Source organism: Algibacter sp. (assembly GCF_039977455.1).
In the GTDB taxonomy this organism is placed as follows: domain Bacteria; phylum Bacteroidota; class Bacteroidia; order Flavobacteriales; family Flavobacteriaceae; genus Algibacter_B.
The window spans coordinates 84,636-103,531 of the sequence record NZ_JBDWDG010000028.1 but is presented as its reverse complement, the minus strand read 5'-3'; the positions used below and the strand labels follow the sequence as shown (position 1 = coordinate 103,531).

The window sequence follows — 18,896 nt, the reverse complement described above, 5'->3', positions numbered from 1 at the left end:
AAAGGACAGTTTCCTTTAAGTTAAATAAAATTAACTAATTAAACTAAATTATGAAATTGAAAATTATTACCATTTTCTTATGTTGTTTTAGTCTTGGCTCAGTATGGTCTCAAAACATTACTGGAACAGTAAAAGATGAAACAGCAATGCCCTTACCAGGTGTTAATGTCATAGTAAAAGGCACTTCTGTTGGTTCTGTAACCGATTTTGATGGTGCTTTTTCTATTAAAGCAAAAAAAGGAGATATTTTACAACTCTCTTATATTGGCTACAAAAGCCAAGAAATTTTAATAGATAACCAAACTAATTTAAATGTTTTATTAATAGAAGATAAATCTGAGTTAGATGAAATTGTAATCGTTGGTTATGGTCAACAAAAAAAAGAAAGTGTTTTAGGTGCTATTGGTCAAGTAAAAGGAACAGACATATTAAAAACAGGTACTCCTAATGTAACTAATGCTTTAAGTGGTCTTTCACCAGGACTTACAATCGTTCAAGATTCGGGAGAACCTGGCGCTGATGATGGGGATATTTTTATCCGTGGTGTCGCAGACCCCCTAATATTGGTAGACGGTGTAGAGATTGTTGGTGGATTTGCTAATATTGACCCAAGAGATATAGAAAGTGTTAGTATTTTAAAAGATGGTTCTGCAACCGCTGTTTATGGAATTAGAGGAGCAAACGGAGTTATTATAATAACAACCAAACGTGGTAAAATAGGAAAACCTAAAGTAAGTTTATCAAGCCAATTTTCTGTAAAAACATACCCAGACAAATATAATTCTTTAAATGCTTATCAAGCCGAAAGTCTTCGTAATGTCGCTTTATATAATGATGTTGATTTTTCAAATGGATTTAGTTCAGAAGAAGATTTAAACCACTGGAGAGATGGTGATTTACCATATATTTATCCAGATACAGATTGGGTAGATTTTGCAACCGAAGATTATGCAACAAGTTATAATCAAACGGTTTCTGTTAGAGGTGGAACCGAATTCGTAAAATATTATGCTTCTGCTGGATATTTACAAGAAGGCGATATTACGGCTTCAAGACAATATTTTAATTACGACCCTGAGTTTAAATTTAAAAGATACTCATTTAGAGGTAATTTAGATTTTACTTTATCTAAAACCACACGACTAAAAACAAGTATTAGTAGCCGTATTGAAAATAGAAATAAATCTGGCACATCAGAAGACAACGATAAAAATGATTATTTAGGCTATTTCACTAATGCTCCAGGTACAATTGCTTATTACCCTGCAGAGGCCTTAGCTCTATACCCAGACCCATTTTATCCAGGATTAGAAGAGATAAGATTTCCTATATCATCTCAAATTGGTAACGATCTTGGTGGAGCCTCTAAATATTCTAACACTGTTTTTAATATAGATTTAGAACTACAACAAGATTTAGATTTTATTACGGAAGGCTTAACTGGTAGCGTTAAATACAACTATGTAAGTAATTATACAACTAAGCAAACAATTGGTTTTGATTCATCTCTTGAAGTAAGGTTAGATAGATATGATTTGTTACGCGACGGTACTTGGGATTCTTTTGAAGGTCCCGATTACGAGCGTCCTTTCGATTTTAATATAAATAATGAAGCAACAAGTGGCACCAATGAAATAACCTATTTTAAAACACAGCTTGATTACGGACGCACTTTTGGAAAACATAATGTAACAGGCTTGGTGCTTTTTAGCAGAAACAAGAGAATTAATGGTACCCAATTTCCTTTCTATAATGAAGATTATGTAAGCCGTTTTACTTACGATTTTGATTCAAAATATTTTCTAGAAATGGCAGGCGCATACAACGGTGATGAAACTTTTGCCGAAGGTCAACGTTTTAAATTTTTCCCATCTATTTCAGCCGGAATTAATTTAGCCAAATTAAAATTTGTAAGCGATAATATACCTGCGCTTAATAACTTTAAAATTAGAAGTTCTTATGGTGAAACTGGAACCAAGTCTGGTTTAAATGGCGCACGTTGGCAATACCTTAGTTTCTTAGATTATACAAGTGGCAATGTAGATACAAGAGCAAATCAAAGGTTCTTTTTTGGTGAAGGTCAAACTCAAGAAATTTCTGTTATTGAAATAGACCAATTAGGTAACCTAGAATTAACTTGGGCTACATCTATTAAAAAGAATATTGGAGTAGATTTCGGTTTTTTCAAAAACAAAATCTCAGGTAGTGTTGATTTCTTTAGAGAAGAGCGAGAAGACTTAATCTCTAGACCAACAAGTGCAACAATTCCAATATATTTTGGTTCTGTTGCTGCTTTACCATTTGCTAACTTAGGAGCTACAGACAGAAAAGGTTATGAACTATCCTTAACATACAAGAATAGAACACCAGGCGGGTTTTCATACTCCATAAATGGTTTTTATGGTTTTTATGAAAACCGTGTTACTCAAAGTGCTTCCGATGGTCCTGGAACACCAGCATATACAACAGTTGCAGGTAAACCTATTGGCACAACCGCACTATTACAGGCAGATGGTTATTTTCAAAATATTGATGAATTAGTTAATTACCCTACATATGCCGGCGATCCTGGATTAGGAGACCTCAGATATATCGATTACAATGCTAACGGTACTGTTATTGGTGACGACACAGAAGATATGGTAAGATTTGATTTACCAACAGCACCTAAACATAGTTATAGTTTAAGGTTAAATGCATCGTACAAAGCATGGTCTTTTAGTGCTTTAATTAATGGTATAGAGGGCCACAAAGGTCTTGCTAATTCTAGTCTATATTATTCATTACCCGGAACTGCAGCGGCAGGCCGTGTTGAACATTTAGATTATTGGACACCAGATAATCCAGATGCAGAATTTCCTGCGGTACATTTAGGTAGTTCCAATCCTAATTTACTTGTTGCTACTACAGATAGAGTTGTTGATCTAGATTATATAAAGCTTCGAAACATGAATGTAGGCTATAACTTTGATATGAGCGAAAGTAAAACTGGTATTAGCGCCTTAAAAGTTTATCTAAGCGGTAGTAATCTATGGACTATTTCCGATTTAGATTATGCAGATCCAGAAGGAAATAAACCAGGCGCTTACCCAGTATTAACAAGGTTCAATTTAGGTTTAGATATTACTTTTTAAAATTTAAGAATTATGAAAAATAAAAAATATTTATACGTTTTAACCATAGCTATTTTGTTTTTTAGTTGTGAAGAATATTTAGATGAGCAACAACAATTTGAAGCTCTAGATCAAAATGATGTTTTTTCAGATATACGTTTAGCTAGTGATTTTCTGGATGGTATTTATACACGAATGGTAACAGAAGTATCTGCAATTGGGGCTAATCCTGATATATTACCCGCAATGGTAATGTCTGATGAAGGATACCCGGGTAGAATGGACAGTAGTGTGCCTCAAACTTACGATGCTTATAAAAACTCGGATTATTTAGGATTAATGAATAGAAATCCTGTAATAAATGCATTTACATCACCTCAATTTGTTTCTAGATATACCGAATCTTGGAAGGGTATTAATACAGTAAATACATTTCTAGCAAATGTTGATAAAATTAATAACGGTACTGAGGAGGAAATTAATCGTTTAAAAGGACAGGCCTATTTACTTAGAGCATACTATTATCATTTAATGACTAAACGTCATGGAGGGCTTATCTATTTAAAAGAAAATTTAAATTTAAATGAGTCTTTGGATAGAGAAAGAGAAAGTTACGCAAGTAATTTAGCAGATATGATTGAAGATCTAGATATCGCTTTTGAATTGTTACCGGTAAGTTGGGAGTCTGAAAATGTAGGAAGGCCAACAAAAGGATTTGCTTTAGCATTAAAATCGAGAGCAACACTTTTTGCTGCTAGCCCTTTAGTAAATACAAGTAACGATCAACAAGCGTGGATCGATGCAGCTACAGCTGCTTCAGATTTAATCAATTATGCCAATGCTAACGGTTTATATCAATTAGCAGATGCATCAAATGCCATTAACATGGATGTTGACCATAATGGTGAAGACCTTTATGTTTCTGAGGCTGAAGAATTATTACCATACAGAAGTATTTTTAATGGCCCTGGACTATCTAAGGAAATTCCTAACGAAGTTATTTTTATGGAATCTATAGAGCGTACTTTTGGTGGTGGTAATTCTACAAATCCCTTACCCAGAATGTATTTAACAGTAGGCTTTGATATTGCTAAAGGAAATAACAAACCCATAAATGTTGGAGCAACTCCTAATATTGTTGCTAAATATGAAACTAAAAATGGTTTAGCTATTGAAGATGATCCTTCTTACAACCCGCAAGAGCCTTTTATAAACAGAGATCCTAGGTTTTACAATAACATATTGTTTGATGGTGTACCTTGGATACACACAACATCTGGAGCTACAAACCCTACAAATGTGGCAGATTTAGCTCGAATTAATGAAAATGGTAGTATAGGACTAGATATACATGACCCAGCAACACCTGCTAACAGATTATGGCAAGTTAAAAACCATACCGGATACCGCATAAAAAAATGGGTCCCAAATGGGTATTATTTAACAGGAGGCAGTAAAGGACAAACAGATTATTATGTTAACACAATTGTTTTTAGAATGGCCGAAGTGTATTTAAATTATGCTGAAGCTGTAAATGAAGCTTATGGACCAAGTGGAACTGCTCCTGGTGGTACATTAACAGCTCTTGATGCGGTTAACAAGATAAGAAACAGAGTGGGAATGCCAAACGTTAATGGCATGTATACGGGCTCTAAAGAACTTTTAAGAGAGCGTATTAGAAATGAACGTGCTGTAGAATTATGTTTTGAAGGCTTTAGATATGATGATATGAGAAGATGGAAAATTGCTCATTTAGATGAAAATAGAAAAGTAAATTTTCTATATATGCGTTGGCAAGGAGGAGAATCTGAAATTTACCCAACAGGTTTTAGTTATGAAGATGTAGAGCAAACAGATCTTGAAAAAACATTCACCGAAAAAAATTACTGGTGGCCAGTCCCAAGTTCTGAAACGGTATCAGCGCCTTCTTTTAAACAAACCGAAGGATGGTAAAATGCAATATATTTTCATAAATATATTCAAGACAAAATAAACTAAAAATTATAAAAAAAATAAAATGAAACTAACCATAACAGAAATCAAAGTTTTTATTTTCTGCTTACTTAATGTGCTAGTTATTAATGTTTGTGGTGCTCAAAACAACCCTACATTAAATGCTTTAGCTGTTCAGGATTCATTACACAAAAATAACGATGAAATTCTAACCACTCCTTTCGGAATTTTTAATTTAAGCGAAGCTACTGGACCTGTTTTTAGGATATCAGGAGATGTATTAAGACAAACACCTGGAGATCATGTTTATGATGCCTTAAGAGGAAGAGTTCCAGGATTAAGAGTAACAAAAACAAGTAACACGCCTGGTGCCAACGGGTATTCCATTAGTTTAAATGGTGGTTCGCCATCTATTTTGGTAGATGGTTACCCTGTAGGCTTAGAAGTCGATTTAAGGGAGGTTGAAGAGGTAATTGTCCTTACTGATGCTACCTTTAATTCTATTCTAGGAAATTTAGGAGATAATGGACTTATTTACATTGTAACCAAAGGTGGAAAAATGGGGAAGCCAACAGTTGAGGTTAATTATCAAAGCTCGTTAAATTCACCTACACGATTACCAAAACTATTATCTGCGTCGGAATACGCTAATGTAATAAACCAAGCTTCAAACAATGATGGCTTAGGAAATATTTATAGTGCCGAAGCTATAGCTGCATACAACAATGGTTCAGACCCTATAAGATTTCCTAATGTAAACCGTCAAGATGAATATCTAGATAAAACATCAAAATCTAATTACGCCTCTCTAAATATTTATGGAGGTCAAGATAATGTCTCGTACAGCGCTTTTGTTGCCTATTCAGACTGGGAAGGCCTTGAAAATGTTGATGAAGGCAATATAGATGGCAGAAACCTAACTTTTAGAACAAAAATAAATACTAAAGTGAGTGATTTAATTCAAGCTCGCGCTAGTATTTACGGTAAGTTTAGAGAAAATAAAAGGCCTGTAATTGGACCAGGCAGTATGTTTACTATAATGAATACTACTCCAGCAAACGCTTTCCCTTTAAAAGTAGGAGATACTGCTTATGTAGTGAGTAACCAATATACTTCTAACTTATTATCTGAATTGGAATCTGGAGGTATTTACACAGAATATGATGCCACCTTAGTTTTTAATATTGGTATAGATATAAACTTAAATAAATACATTCCAGGACTTACATATAGCACCAGTGGAATGATAAGAACGTCGAACGGTAAAGCCTTGTTTACTAATAATTCACCTGGATTGTATACTCTAGAAAATTTACAAGGTAGTAACGGTCAAGATTCTTTAGCGCTAAAAGTTCAAAACTTTGATGCAATAGATCTTGATGTAGGTAGAACTGGTGCAGATGCAGATATTCGTAAAACATTTTCTTACGGAGGGTATTTAAACTACGTTAAAAAAATGGATCAATCGAAGTTAAATATTAACTTAAATCACTTTCTATTCTATGAGCCTAACATTTATTCCTCGCAACCAGACAATCGTAACTTAACTTTTAATTTAAATACATCATACGCTTTAAAAGACAAGTATATGCTTTTCGCTAATTTAAATGCAAGTAGCAGTAGTAAATTTATTGGAAAAAATAGAACAAACTTTTTCCCTACAGCTGGTGTAGCATGGGTAGCGTCAAACGAAGATTTTCTTAAAAATAGTAAAACTATTGACTTTCTTAAATTTAGAGCTTCATATGGAGAAATAGGAACAGAATACACTGCTGAAACGTTTTATTACTTAAACACATGGAGTGGTGGTTTAAATAATAGTACTATCTATCTAGGTAATGCAAATACTACACAAGCAGAAGATTTTGGTTACAGGCTAGGCAATGTAGCTAACGAAGCTATAGATTGGGTTGTTTACGATCAATTTTTTGCTGGTGTACAACTTAATATGTTTAAAAAATTAAGGTTAGATATTAATTACTTTAATATCGATATAAATAACCAAGTTGTTAAAGCTAGTGCATTATTTGCAGATGCTTTGGGAGATGATGTCTTTTTACCTCAAATAAACTATACGAAAAGAAATAATCAAGGCTTTAACGCTAATATTATGCTTAACGATAATATTGGAGATTTTAAATATTACCTCGGTATAAATGCAGGTTATAATAAGATTACTGGAGAACAAATAGCCGAAATACCTTATCCTGATGAATATAGATTACAACAAGGAGACCCTGAAGATAATTTTATTGGTTACGTAAGTGATGGCTTATTCACAGCCGATAATATAGATAGTGCACTGCCTCAGTTTGGAGATGTAAAAATTGGCGATATAAAATACGTAGATCTAAATGAAGATAACGTAATTGATTCTAGAGATAGAAAAGCCGTTGGAAACACAACTCCAAGATTTAATTATGGAATAAATTTAGGTTTTGAGTACAAAAGATTCAATTTAGATGTTGTTGGAATGGGTGTTGGTGGTTATGATGTTAACTTATCTGGAAGTTCATACTATACCCATTATGGTTTAGGCAACTATTTCGCAAGTGTTAATAGCAACCTACCTAATGGTAATGTGAACCCAAGGCTAAGTACAACAAAAAGCATTAATAATTATGTGAATTCTGATTACTGGCTAGTAGACGGAAGCCACTTTAGAATTTCTAATTTAGAATTTGGATATACCTTACCAAAAAGCCTAATGGACAGAAGTTTATTTTCAAATGTAAAACTGTTTTTAAGAGGTAGTAATTTAGCTCTGTTTAGCAAGTTTGATGATTTAGATGTAGAAGATCTATCAGCTGGAGTTTTCGAATATCCTATGATGAAAAGTTTCGTCTTAGGTTTTTCTATGGATTTTTAATAAGTGAATAGCAAAAAAACAAAAAAGATGAAATTAACTAATAAAATATTAACAACTATTATCTTAGTATTAAGTATTACTGGGTGTAGTAGTTTCCTTGATGAGGAATTGCAGTATACGCATGAAGAAGAAGTTTTAGAATCTGGAATACGATCTAGAGGTATTCTTGATGATATATACACAGACTATTCATTTCGTTATTTTACAGATTTTGGAATTGAATATCTTACAGATAATGGAGTTTTAAACTCATCAGAAACAAATTTGGTAACCAATAATTGGGGACCAACAAATAACCCTTTAAGTTATGTTTGGCAACAATCATACAACAATATTAGAGTGGTTTATCAATATATAGAATTGGTTCATAATTCAGGTTTACCATATTTACCTTCAGAAGCAAGTGCAGACTTAAATGATGCAGTTATACAAAGGTATTATGGTGAGGCTCACTTTTTAAAAGCCTGGGCACAGTGGGAATTACTTAAAGTATTTGGAGGCCCTGGTGAAGATGGCACTATGCTTGGTTTCCCTATTATAGATGGTATTTTAGAAAATGAAGATTATGCGAGTATCAGTAGAAATACTTTTCAAGAATGTGTTGATCAAATTATGGCAGATTTAGATGTAGCCATAGAAAATCTTCCGCTTATTTACTCTGGAACCGAAAATATCGAAGCAGGCATCAATTTAGGAACTGCCGCCAATGAAACAGGAAGAGCAAGTGGTTTAGCTGCATATGCTCTAAAAGCAAAACTAGCGTTATTTGCTGCGAGTCCTGCTTTTAACCCAAATAATGACATTACAAAATGGGAGTTAGCTGCAACTTTAGCTAGTGAAGTTATAGAGCAAAACGGTGGTTTAAAATCATTACAAGCTTATGATTTTGATAGAGAAAACAACCCAGATCACATTTGGAGAATGCGTAATTCTAGACAAAACAATAGTCTTGAATTGCGCTTATACCCTCCTACTCTATACGGTCAAGGAGAAGTAAACCCTTCCCAAAACCTAATAGATGCCTTTCCAGACTCGAATGGATATCCTATAGATAATGCCTCAAGCGCTTACAATGAAGCTTCGCCTTACGCATCAAGAGACGATAGGTTTTATAAATTTATATTCTATAATGGAGATCGATGTTTTACTTCTGAAACTTGTTCAGATTACAACCCTATTGAAACATTTCAAGGCGGACAAGATAATTTTGGTGGTTTTATACCTAACGAAGGCACAAGAACCGGATATTATTTAAAAAAGTTTTTAAATAACTTAAATTTTGATCCATCTGAAGAAGATAGAGTAACGACCTTGCCTAAGGTTTATGTACAACTAGGTCTAACAGATATCTATTTAAGTTACGCCGAAGCTGCAAATGAGGCCTATGGACCAGAAATTATTCCTGCAGGCTTAAATTTTTCTGCCAAGGATGTTTTATCAAGAGTTCGAAGTAGAGCTGGAATTAATACAGATAATTACTTAAATGAAGTTTCTGCAAGTCAATCTGATTTTAGAGCGTTATTAAAAAATGAAAGACGTATAGAATTATGCTTTACAGGTGAAAGATTCCACGATTTAAGACGATGGAAGGATATAACCAATATAGAAGACCTTGAAGGTGTTCAAATTTCTAAAAACTCTGATGATACGTTTACATACAATACTATAGAAGTAGAGCGAAGAAGTTTTGAAACAAAAAATTATTATTTACCATTACCATACGATGAATTACAATTAAATAAGAATTTAGAACAAAACCAAGGCTGGTAAAATAACAAATATAAAAATTATGAAAAAAAATAAATTAAAATCTATATTCCAATCATTAGTACTTATACTGATGATTACATTAAGCGTCGCTTCATGTTCTTATGACGATTTTGTTGAAAATGAATTTGATTTCACTTCTGTGTATTTACCTCATTTACAAATTGATCGTACTTTTATAATGGGCGAAGGTATGCGCATTGGTGTTGGTGTTGTTTTAGGAGGAAGACTTTCTAATAATGAAGATGTAGAGGTAACATTTTCTTTACACGATACCATTGTAACCAATCAAGGGCTAGACGTACTGCCTTCCAATTATTATGAATTAATAGATGCAAATGGTAACCCAACAGATAACAAAATAATTATACCTGCAGGTAAAACACAAGGATTTGTTTACATAAAGGCAGATTCTATCAACTTTCTAGCAGATCCAGTATCTTTAGGTAATAATTACGGGTTAGGATTTAAATTAGATAACGTGGTAAAGGCAGATTCTATTTTATCAGGATTAAACTCTACAATGATCACTTTTACTTATATCAATCAATTATTTGGTGATTATGTACAGACAGGACAAGCCGTAAGAACAGGAACTATAGAAGATACATTTGTTTACCCAGGAGCTATTACAGATGTATTAGAGTTAAGAATGACATCTCCTAATACATTATCATGTAATGGTCTTGCCGATTTAAGAGGGGCAGATAAAAAAATGGATATCGAAATAGCTGCTGATAATTCAATTAGTATTTTAACAGCTACTGGAGGCATACCTGTAACAGATGATGGAGGCTCTTTCTATGATCCTTTAACAAGAGAAGTTACCCTTAACTATTCTTTCGAATTTAACGGAACAAGTTATGTAGCAACTGATGTGTTAGAGTTTAGAAATAGAATTGTAGATGGTGTAAATCAATTTGATTTATAGCAAATTACTAGTCATTTAAAAAAAGCCTCAATTAAAGTTCTTTTAATTGAGGCTTTTTTTATGTTCTTTTTCCATTTTATAAAATCTCAGCGTCTAAATAAATTTTAAAACTTTTCGCAGGCCGAAAATGTACCAAATAGATTTAAATGAACCATTTCAAAACACCTGATCTAATAGTAAATAACTAAAGCTAACAATCAAATAAAACTACTAATACTCCTTAAATAACGTTTAGTTAAATGACTAACCTAAAGGAATATTAAATTTTGCTTAATCAAGCTTATTTACAGTGTTCTTGTTTAACACTAAAATCAATTTAGGATTGCTTTATACTCATCATAATTTACAATTAAACGAAGAGGTATAGTTTAGCTTAGAAATATTTCAAAAATCCCCCTAACAAATCTTTTGCCTGGTAAAAACACAATATAAGTACGGACTTTATAAGATGATAAAAATTAATAGGTATTAGAAAGGTATACAGTAAAAAGAATCTCTTTAAAAGCATAAGTATAAACAATTAACCTAGTTAGTTCCTATTCAAATTAAAAATAGATATATAACTTCGAAAAGAAACCTAAACAAAAGCATTAAAAAAACCTCAGACTATTATTTAATCTGAGGTTTTTAAAAACAAAATCTATGAAAATCACTAAATTATCACCTACTATTTTATTGGAGTAATTTTATATGAATATTCTAAATTATTAGGCATTACTCTAAATTCTTTATGCGCTAAAGCTTTAGGGCTCCAACTATTATCTCCTCCTACCCCGGTTTGTAAATAATCGATATTTATATTTACAAAATCTCTTTTAGGAACATCTGTAGTATGTCGTTGCTTCTTTTCCTTTCCGGCATCAAAATCATCATTATACTGATGATGCGCGTTAAAACCAACCAACTGCTTACCTCCAATTTTAAATCCGTTACCCACGTTATTAGTAAATGCTACCCAACGCACATCTGACCTATGTCCGTTTTCCTGTGGTCGTATATATGGAAAATATAACTCATCTACAGTTGCATTATAGTTCCCTACAAATGCCCCTGTATTTCTATCATTATAATTTTCATGAGGCCCTCTTCCAAACCATTCTACATTTTGGTATTCGTTTTTTACAATAAAATTATTTCCAAACCTAGGTAAATGCGGCAGCTTATTATCAAGATTATTCAATTGGTTAGTGACCTTAATTTCACCCGAAGGTAATATGTTATAATCAACAATTATTGTTCCTTGTACTGATGGCAACTCATAACGAGTTTTAATATGAACTTCTCCATTTACTTTTGAAATATTTGAAGTAGATATGTCTTTAGAATTATTAAATAAATTAACTTTTTGTAATTTTTGATTTTCTGTGGCATCATACCACACTTCTAACTTTTTTGGAGACTTTGCACCAAAATCATTATCTGTAATAGGACGCCAAAAGTTTGGTGTAATTCCTTCAACTAGAATATTACCTTCTCCATAATCTAAACCTACTAATTTACCTGTATTAGTATCTAATTTCAAACTAAAATTATCATTTGAAAATGTTGTAATATTATTTTCAGAATCAACCATAATTTCGGCATTTGTAGCAGCTACCTCTGTCGTTAAAATAGGTTTTGATAATTGAAATTGCTCTGATGCTACAGCATGATTAATTGGTAATAAATCTGTTTTGTTTTTATTTAATGCATAAATATTTAAATGATATTCCGAAGACCTATTATTTAATTTTGGTAAATTAATTTTTACTTTTTTAGAATCATAAGGAGCTATGTCTATAGTAGGTAAATCTCCTTTTGCAATTTCTTTACCATTTTCTAATAATACCCATGAAAAATTATACTCGTTTAAGTTCGTGAAATCATAAATATTCTTTATTTCAATTTCACCATTCCTCAAATTGGAAGGCTTAAACTTTATATACTGATACACTTTCTTTACTTCATATAAAGCAGGATGCGCTGTTCTATCTGGGTTTACAACACCATTTAAACAAAAGTTAGCATCATCTCTATAGGCATCTGCTCCTAAATCTCCACCGTAGGCCCAGAATTCTTCTCCTTCTTCGTTTTTTGTTAAAATACCTTGGTCAACCCAATCCCAGATAAATCCACCTTGCATGATGTCGTATTTTTCAATAACATCCCAATATTTTTGAAAGTTACCCGTACTATTCCCCATGGCATGAGCATATTCACATTGAATTAATGGTCTGTCGGGAGTATTTTCAGCATAATTAATCATCTTTTCAATGGTCCAATACATTGGTGCTTGAATGTCTGTATTTGCGTAATTAGTTGCCCCTTCATATTGTGTTGGCCTAGTAGTATCGTTATCTTTTAACCATTTATAGGTTGCAAAAAAGTTTTGTCCATTACCGGCTTCATTACCTAACGACCATGTTACTATAGATGGGAAGTTTTTATCGCGCTCAAACATTCTAATGGTTCTATCTAAGTGCGCACCTTTCCATTCTGGTGCATAAGCAGGATGTATTTTTTGTGCTTTCTTATTTTTATCTAAACCTTGATTTGTAGCTCCTAAACCATGAGACTCAATATTTGCTTCGTCCACAACATAAAAACCATATTTGTCGCACATTCTATAAAAATGAGGATCTTTAGGATAGTGGCTACAGCGTATAGCGTTTAAGTTATTTTGTTTCATAACCTCTAAATCTTTAAAAGTAAGGGCTTCGGACACCACATGCCCTTCTGTATCACTATGATCGTGTAGGTTTGCTCCCTTAAGAAGTACTGGTTTTCCGTTAACTAAAAACTGACTGTTTTCAATTTTAATGTTTCTAAAACCTACCTTAATGGAAGTCGCTTCAATAGAATTTCCTTTTTCATCTTTTAAATGAACAAGTAATTGGTATAAATTTGGTTTTTCTGCATTCCAAGTTTTTACATCTTTTATAACTTTATTAAAATCTAGAATGTTTCTGCCTGCTTTTAAGTTTATATCTTTAGACTCTACATAAACAACTTGGCCATCATCGAATAATTTAACTTCAACAGTATTTTTAACCTCGTTTTTTGTGTTATTATCAAGTTTTAATTTTGCATTAAAAACGCCATCTTTATAATTATTTTCTAAATCTGATACGACTCTAAAATCCCTGAGTGTTATTTTATTAGAAGCATATACATAAACATCACGTTCAATTCCGCTTATTCTCCAAAAATCTTGATCTTCCATATAACTTGCATCCGACCAACGAAGTACCTGTACAGACACATTATTTTTACCTGTTTTTACAACATCGGTAATATTAAATTCGGCCGCAGTTTTACTACCTTCATTATACCCCACTTTTTGCCCATTAACCCAAACATACATGGCACCACTTACACCAGCAAAATGAAGGTATACATCTTTACCATCCCAATCCTCTGATATTTCAAAATCTCTTTTATAACTACCTACATTATTTATATTATGAGGAATATATGGTGGATTTGTTGGAAAGGCATAAATTCTATTTACATAAATAGGAACGCCATACCCCTTCATTTCCCAGTTAGAAGGTACACTAATAGTATCCCAACCTTTTAAACTAAAGTCATTTTTATAAAAATCTACAGGACGTGCATTTACACTATCTGCAAAATAAAAATTCCAAGTACCGGTTAAAGACTGATACATTTCAGAATTTTTCCAGGTTTCATTTTGCAAGGCCGCCTTTGTTGATGCATATTTATAAAAAGATGCTGTAGGTTCTTCTCTATTAATCTGAAAAATTTCTGGATTTTCCCATTCAGGATTCTCCCATTTTTCAGCAGAGTATATCGGTCTCTGGTTAGAATTATTACAAGATAAAACTAAAAGATAAATTGTTAGAAGTAAAAAATGTTTGTTCATTAATTTGTTTATTTTGTTTAATAATTATGGCTTCTTTAGCTAAAAAAGAAAAATTACAATATTCATCAAAATTATAATATATAAAGAAAACTGTATTATCATAAATGGGGTTAAAATGTTGCATAATTATTGGATATATAAAAAATTGTCATGGCCAATCTTGAAATTTATAACTTTACTCCAACAAAATAGAAGTTTTAATGAGACCTTATGATATAAAATCCACTAAAGGACTATAAAGTGCTTAAAACTAACACCTCTTGTTACTTCCTATAAATACAATAAAATTTCAATTCCGGATAGCCCCTCGTTCTCTTCAAGGAATTACTTAAATTCCACCAAAAGCATAAAAACATTATGTTTATATGCTTTTAACATTTTATTAATTACCAAACGACAGGAAACATATACAAAGAAAAAGAAGCTAATTCGGGGGTACTTATACCCCACTTCAACTACCTGGAAAAAACTAAAAAAACCTATAAATAAAAAAGTAATACGCCTTTATATTTGCTTTAATTTTGAAATTTGAAAGAGAAATATCATGAATCCAAGCGTTTACAAAAAATGGCTCATCCTTATGGCGCTTAGCAAAATCTATCGTTTTATAAAGTGTGGAATCTACTTGCATTTGATGTAGTCTACTTGCTATATTAAAAGCTCCATATTCATCATAGCCATATTCTAAAGGCGTTGGTGCATCTACAACATGTATATTAGTAAAATGCCATTTGCCATAATGGGCCGTGGCATACCCTGCTTTTTAAGCATACGAGGCAACATCATCATATTTAATTAAACCATTAGGCGTACCAAACCACAGAAAACCATAATTATCTTGAGCAATGGCGTAGATAGTATTTTGATTAAACCCTTCTTTATTGGAAAACCTATTGAAATTTTGAGCATTAGCTAAAAACAAAGTAGATGAACATAGCAGTAATAATTTTATGAAGAATAGAGTTGCTATTAGCCTTTTTATCATGCTTATTAAATGAAGTTTAAAAAAAAGTAAATTACCAAAAAAATATTTATTAGCAAATATTATAAGAACTAGTTATGTTTTATTCTTCCTAAGTGATTTTATTTTAAAGCCAACACGCTTTATAGCTGTGCTATTACCAAAAACAGGACGAATCTCGTGGTTCTACTTAAGCTCGCCCCCATGACATTTGAATAGTTCCTTATGCTACGCTATTAAAATTCTTGTAAAAACACTTTAAAAATAAAAACCCTTTAAACATGATGGTTAAAGGGTTTAAACTTATATATTAATATTCAAAATGTATTTTCCCTTAAATCAGTGCCAATACATCCATCATAAAATCAAAACATATTAATTTTTATGAACGCTTAGCGTTCGGTAACCATAAAAAGCAATAAAACAAAAACATATAAACGGTAAAACGAATGATATATTAACAGCAGCGTAAGAACCAATAGTTTTCATATCGATAATTGAGCCTTGTAATATTGGCATTAATGCACCACCAACAATAGCCATAACTAAACCTGCGGCTCCTAAAGCCGAATCTTCTTCACTTAATCCATTTAAAGCTATACCATAAATAGTTGGAAACATTAAGGACATAAATGCCGATGTGGTCACTAATAAATAAAGCCCCATCATACCTTCTATTAAAATAACGCCCGAAATAGTAATCATTGCACAAACAGCAAAAATGGTAAGAAGCTTTTTAGAATTAACATATTTCATTAAAAAGGTGCTAATAAATCTACTTAATAAGAAAATAGACATGGCCAGTATATTATAATTTTGTGCGGTAGCTTTGGAAATACCTAGATTGTCGGCATATTGAATTATAAAAGTCCAACACATAATTTGAGCAGCTACATAAAATAATTGTGCTAATACCCCTTCTCTATATTTTCCGTTTTTAAAGAGTCTACTAAAAGAGTCTGCAGCAGAACCTTGACTTTGGGATTTATCGCGTTTAGGCATTTTTGAAATGGCAATAACAACAAACATAGCTATAACAACAACACCAAGAATAACATACGGATTTCTTATTATTGCTAAATCGTGAGTTCTTATTATAGCTTTTTTTGCTTCCTCTAGCGTAGTAAAAATAAGCGCTCCCATTTCATTTCTTTTATCAGAATCTAAAGCTGTAAGTATAAACTTTGATGCTACAAACATGCCGAATAAAGAACCTATAGGATTAAATGCCTGAGCTAAATTTAAACGTCTAGTAGCGGTACGTTCATCGCCCATGGATAAAATATACGGGTTTGCCGTTGTTTCTAAAAATGCCAATCCGAAGGTTAAGATGTACAACGACCCTAAAAAGAATCCAAACACCTCAAATTGAGCTGCTGGGTAAAATAACAATGCCCCAAAAGCATATAAAGCTAGACCTAAAAGAATACCCTTTTTGTAACTATACTTTCTTACAAAAAGCGCTGCCGGAATTGCCATTGTAGCATAACCTCCGTAAAACGCAAATTGAACTAATGCTGCTTTAGCTGTAGATATTTCCATTACGGTACCAAAGGCAGCAACCATAGGGTTTGTAATATCGTTTGCAAACCCCCATAAGGCAAATAATGAAGTGATTAATATAAAGGGAATTAAAAACTCTTTAGAAACAACTGGAACTCTTTCGGAATTATTCATAATATTTTTTAAGGTTATCTATTTGAAAACTAATGTAAAAAATAAAGCGCATTATTAATATCTAAAACAACTTAATATTATAATACGCTTTAATGCTACTAACATTAATTAAAAAAACTATCTATATTGTGCGTAAATCACTTTAGTTTGTAAATACTCTTCCATTCCATGTTTACCATCTGCACCACCTAAACCAGATTTTTTCCAACCTGCATGAAACCCTTGAATGGCTTCAAAATGCTCTCTATTCACATAGGTTTCTCCAAATTCTAATTGATCGCAAGCATGCATTACTTTATTAAAATTTTCAGAGAAAATAGATGATGTTAAACCAAATTCGCTATCGTTAGACATAGCAATAGCCTCATCTAGAGTACCAAATTTCATTACTGGTAAAACAGGGCCAAAAACTTCTTCTTGTACAATTTGCATTTCCTGCTTTACATTTGTTAGTAAGGTTGGTTGGTAAAAATAACCTTTTTCAAAATTAGTTGAAGGCCCGCCACCTACAAGAACTTCGGCTCCTTCTTTTTTAGCATACTCAACCATTTCTGCTACTTTATCAAATTGATCCTTAGATACCATACTACTCATGTCTGGATTGTTAGAAGAAAAGGCATCTTCTACTTTTACTTCACTCATTTTCGTAGTCACTTTATCCATGAATTCATCAAAAATAGAATCTTCAACATAAACACGCTCTGCACAATTACAAACCTGACCGCTAAAAATAACCCGTGAGGAAACCACAGCATTTACAGCTAAATCCATATTGGCATCAGCACAAACAATAGCTGGTGCCTTCCCTCCTAATTCTAAAGATACTTTTGTTAAATTAGGAGATGCTGCTTCCATAACCTTCTGTCCTGCAAACACACTCCCTGTTAAGCTTATAATACCAGTAATTGGACTTGAGGTAAGTGCATTTCCAACCACAGGACCAGAACCACAAACTACATTTAGAACGCCTGCTGGTAAACCTATATTTTCAATGAGTTTTGTAAATTCTAAAATCGTATTAGGTGCGATACAACTTGGTTTAACAACACATGTATTTCCTGTAACCAATGATGGTGCAATTTTTCGGGCAGCAACAAAAAACGGAAAGTTCCATGGGCAAATACCCACAGCTACACCAATAGGTGCTTTATGTAAAAATATATGTTCTTTTTTACGATCACTTTGAATAATTTCTCCTTCTATTCTTCTGGCCCATCCTGCATTATAATCGTAATAATCTGCAGTAACATCTATTTCAACTTGAGCTAAACCTATTACCTTTGCCTGCTCTTTTGCCAATGTTTCTGCTAAAAACACTCGGTTTTCACGAATTACATCAGCCATTTTATGTAGATATCCAGCTCTTTCAATGGCTGTTAACGATTTCCAAGCATGTTGTGCACCTTGCGCAGCATCCAATGCTAAATTAGCATCTGTAACTGAGCCTTTAGGAATAAGAGATAAAACCTCTTCAGTACACGGGTTTAAAACTTCTGTCATCTCCGAAGATGTAGATTTTACAAACCTCCCATTAATGTATTGATTAAATTCTTTCATAATTTAGTTTTTATTAAGTTTTAGTTAGTTTACTTATCAGTTAAAAAAGTTGCAGATTGCTAAATAGTGGCTTTCTTAACTTTAAACACCACTAATTATAAGACTAGTTATAATTATGGCCTGAGTACAAAAATAGGTTAGGATGTTTAAAAAAAATTTATCCATAATAATCTACTTTATGTATAATTTAAACATAACCCATT

At 32.6% G+C, this 18,896-nt stretch carries 9 protein-coding genes; 5 read left to right on the top strand and 4 right to left on the bottom strand.

Annotated elements, in window-relative coordinates; all coding sequences use genetic code 11:
- Positions 1 to 50 precede the first annotated feature (50 nt).
- The 5 genes from ABJM36_RS13515 (at position 51) to ABJM36_RS13495 (ending at position 10,633) form a co-directional block, all read left to right on the top strand.
- Positions 51 to 3,134: a TonB-dependent receptor gene (locus ABJM36_RS13515; protein WP_348452028.1), complete on the top strand. Its 3,084-nt coding sequence runs from the start codon at positions 51 to 53 to the stop codon at positions 3,132 to 3,134.
- 12 nt (positions 3,135 to 3,146) lie between these two features.
- The gene (locus tag ABJM36_RS13510) at positions 3,147 to 5,066 is read left to right on the top strand and encodes a RagB/SusD family nutrient uptake outer membrane protein (RefSeq protein WP_348452027.1); all 1,920 of its coding nucleotides are present in this window, start codon (positions 3,147 to 3,149) and stop codon (positions 5,064 to 5,066) included.
- Between the two features lie 64 nt (positions 5,067 to 5,130).
- Positions 5,131 to 7,935 (top strand): SusC/RagA family TonB-linked outer membrane protein, encoded by a 2,805-nt coding sequence (locus ABJM36_RS13505; protein WP_348452026.1) that lies wholly within the window; start codon positions 5,131 to 5,133, stop codon positions 7,933 to 7,935.
- A gap of 27 nt (positions 7,936 to 7,962) precedes the next feature.
- The gene (locus tag ABJM36_RS13500; protein WP_348452025.1) at positions 7,963 to 9,705 is read left to right on the top strand and encodes a RagB/SusD family nutrient uptake outer membrane protein; all 1,743 of its coding nucleotides are present in this window, start codon (positions 7,963 to 7,965) and stop codon (positions 9,703 to 9,705) included.
- A 19-nt stretch (positions 9,706 to 9,724) separates the two neighbouring features.
- Positions 9,725 to 10,633, top strand: a complete 909-nt coding sequence (locus tag ABJM36_RS13495) for a DUF1735 domain-containing protein (protein WP_348452024.1) — start codon at positions 9,725 to 9,727, stop codon at positions 10,631 to 10,633.
- A gap of 667 nt (positions 10,634 to 11,300) precedes the next feature.
- On the opposite strand, the gene ABJM36_RS13490 is transcribed toward ABJM36_RS13495, so the two are convergent.
- From ABJM36_RS13490 to aldA, 4 genes are all read right to left on the bottom strand, one after another.
- A complete protein-coding gene (locus ABJM36_RS13490; protein WP_348452023.1) occupies positions 11,301 to 14,498 on the bottom strand; it encodes a glycoside hydrolase family 2 TIM barrel-domain containing protein in 3,198 nt (1,065 codons plus the stop codon).
- 763 nt (positions 14,499 to 15,261) lie between these two features.
- Positions 15,262 to 15,483, bottom strand: coding sequence for a two-component regulator propeller domain-containing protein (locus ABJM36_RS13485; RefSeq protein WP_348452022.1), 222 nt, complete (start codon positions 15,481 to 15,483; stop codon positions 15,262 to 15,264).
- A 351-nt stretch (positions 15,484 to 15,834) separates the two neighbouring features.
- Positions 15,835 to 17,136: an L-fucose:H+ symporter permease gene (fucP, locus tag ABJM36_RS13480; protein ID WP_348452021.1), complete on the bottom strand. Its 1,302-nt coding sequence runs from the start codon at positions 17,134 to 17,136 to the stop codon at positions 15,835 to 15,837.
- 117 nt (positions 17,137 to 17,253) lie between these two features.
- Entirely contained in the window at positions 17,254 to 18,693 is a 1,440-nt protein-coding gene (aldA, locus tag ABJM36_RS13475) for an aldehyde dehydrogenase (RefSeq protein WP_348452020.1), read from the bottom strand.
- Positions 18,694 to 18,896: the final 203 nt, after the last annotated feature.

Excerpts from the sequence above, each read along its gene's own strand:
- ABJM36_RS13515 (WP_348452028.1), top strand. The coding sequence starts at position 51 with ATGAAATTGAAAATTATTACCATTTTCTTATGTTGTTTTAGTCTTGGC.
- ABJM36_RS13510 (WP_348452027.1), top strand. The coding sequence starts at position 3,147 with ATGAAAAATAAAAAATATTTATACGTTTTAACCATAGCTATTTTGTTT.
- ABJM36_RS13505 (WP_348452026.1), top strand. The coding sequence starts at position 5,131 with ATGAAACTAACCATAACAGAAATCAAAGTTTTTATTTTCTGCTTACTT.
- ABJM36_RS13500 (WP_348452025.1), top strand. The coding sequence starts at position 7,963 with ATGAAATTAACTAATAAAATATTAACAACTATTATCTTAGTATTAAGT.
- ABJM36_RS13495 (WP_348452024.1), top strand. The coding sequence starts at position 9,725 with ATGAAAAAAAATAAATTAAAATCTATATTCCAATCATTAGTACTTATA.
- ABJM36_RS13490 (WP_348452023.1), bottom strand. The coding sequence starts at position 14,498 with ATGAACAAACATTTTTTACTTCTAACAATTTATCTTTTAGTTTTATCT.
- ABJM36_RS13485 (WP_348452022.1), bottom strand. The coding sequence starts at position 15,483 with ATGATAAAAAGGCTAATAGCAACTCTATTCTTCATAAAATTATTACTG.
- fucP (WP_348452021.1), bottom strand. The coding sequence starts at position 17,136 with ATGAATAATTCCGAAAGAGTTCCAGTTGTTTCTAAAGAGTTTTTAATT.
- aldA (WP_348452020.1), bottom strand. The coding sequence starts at position 18,693 with ATGAAAGAATTTAATCAATACATTAATGGGAGGTTTGTAAAATCTACA.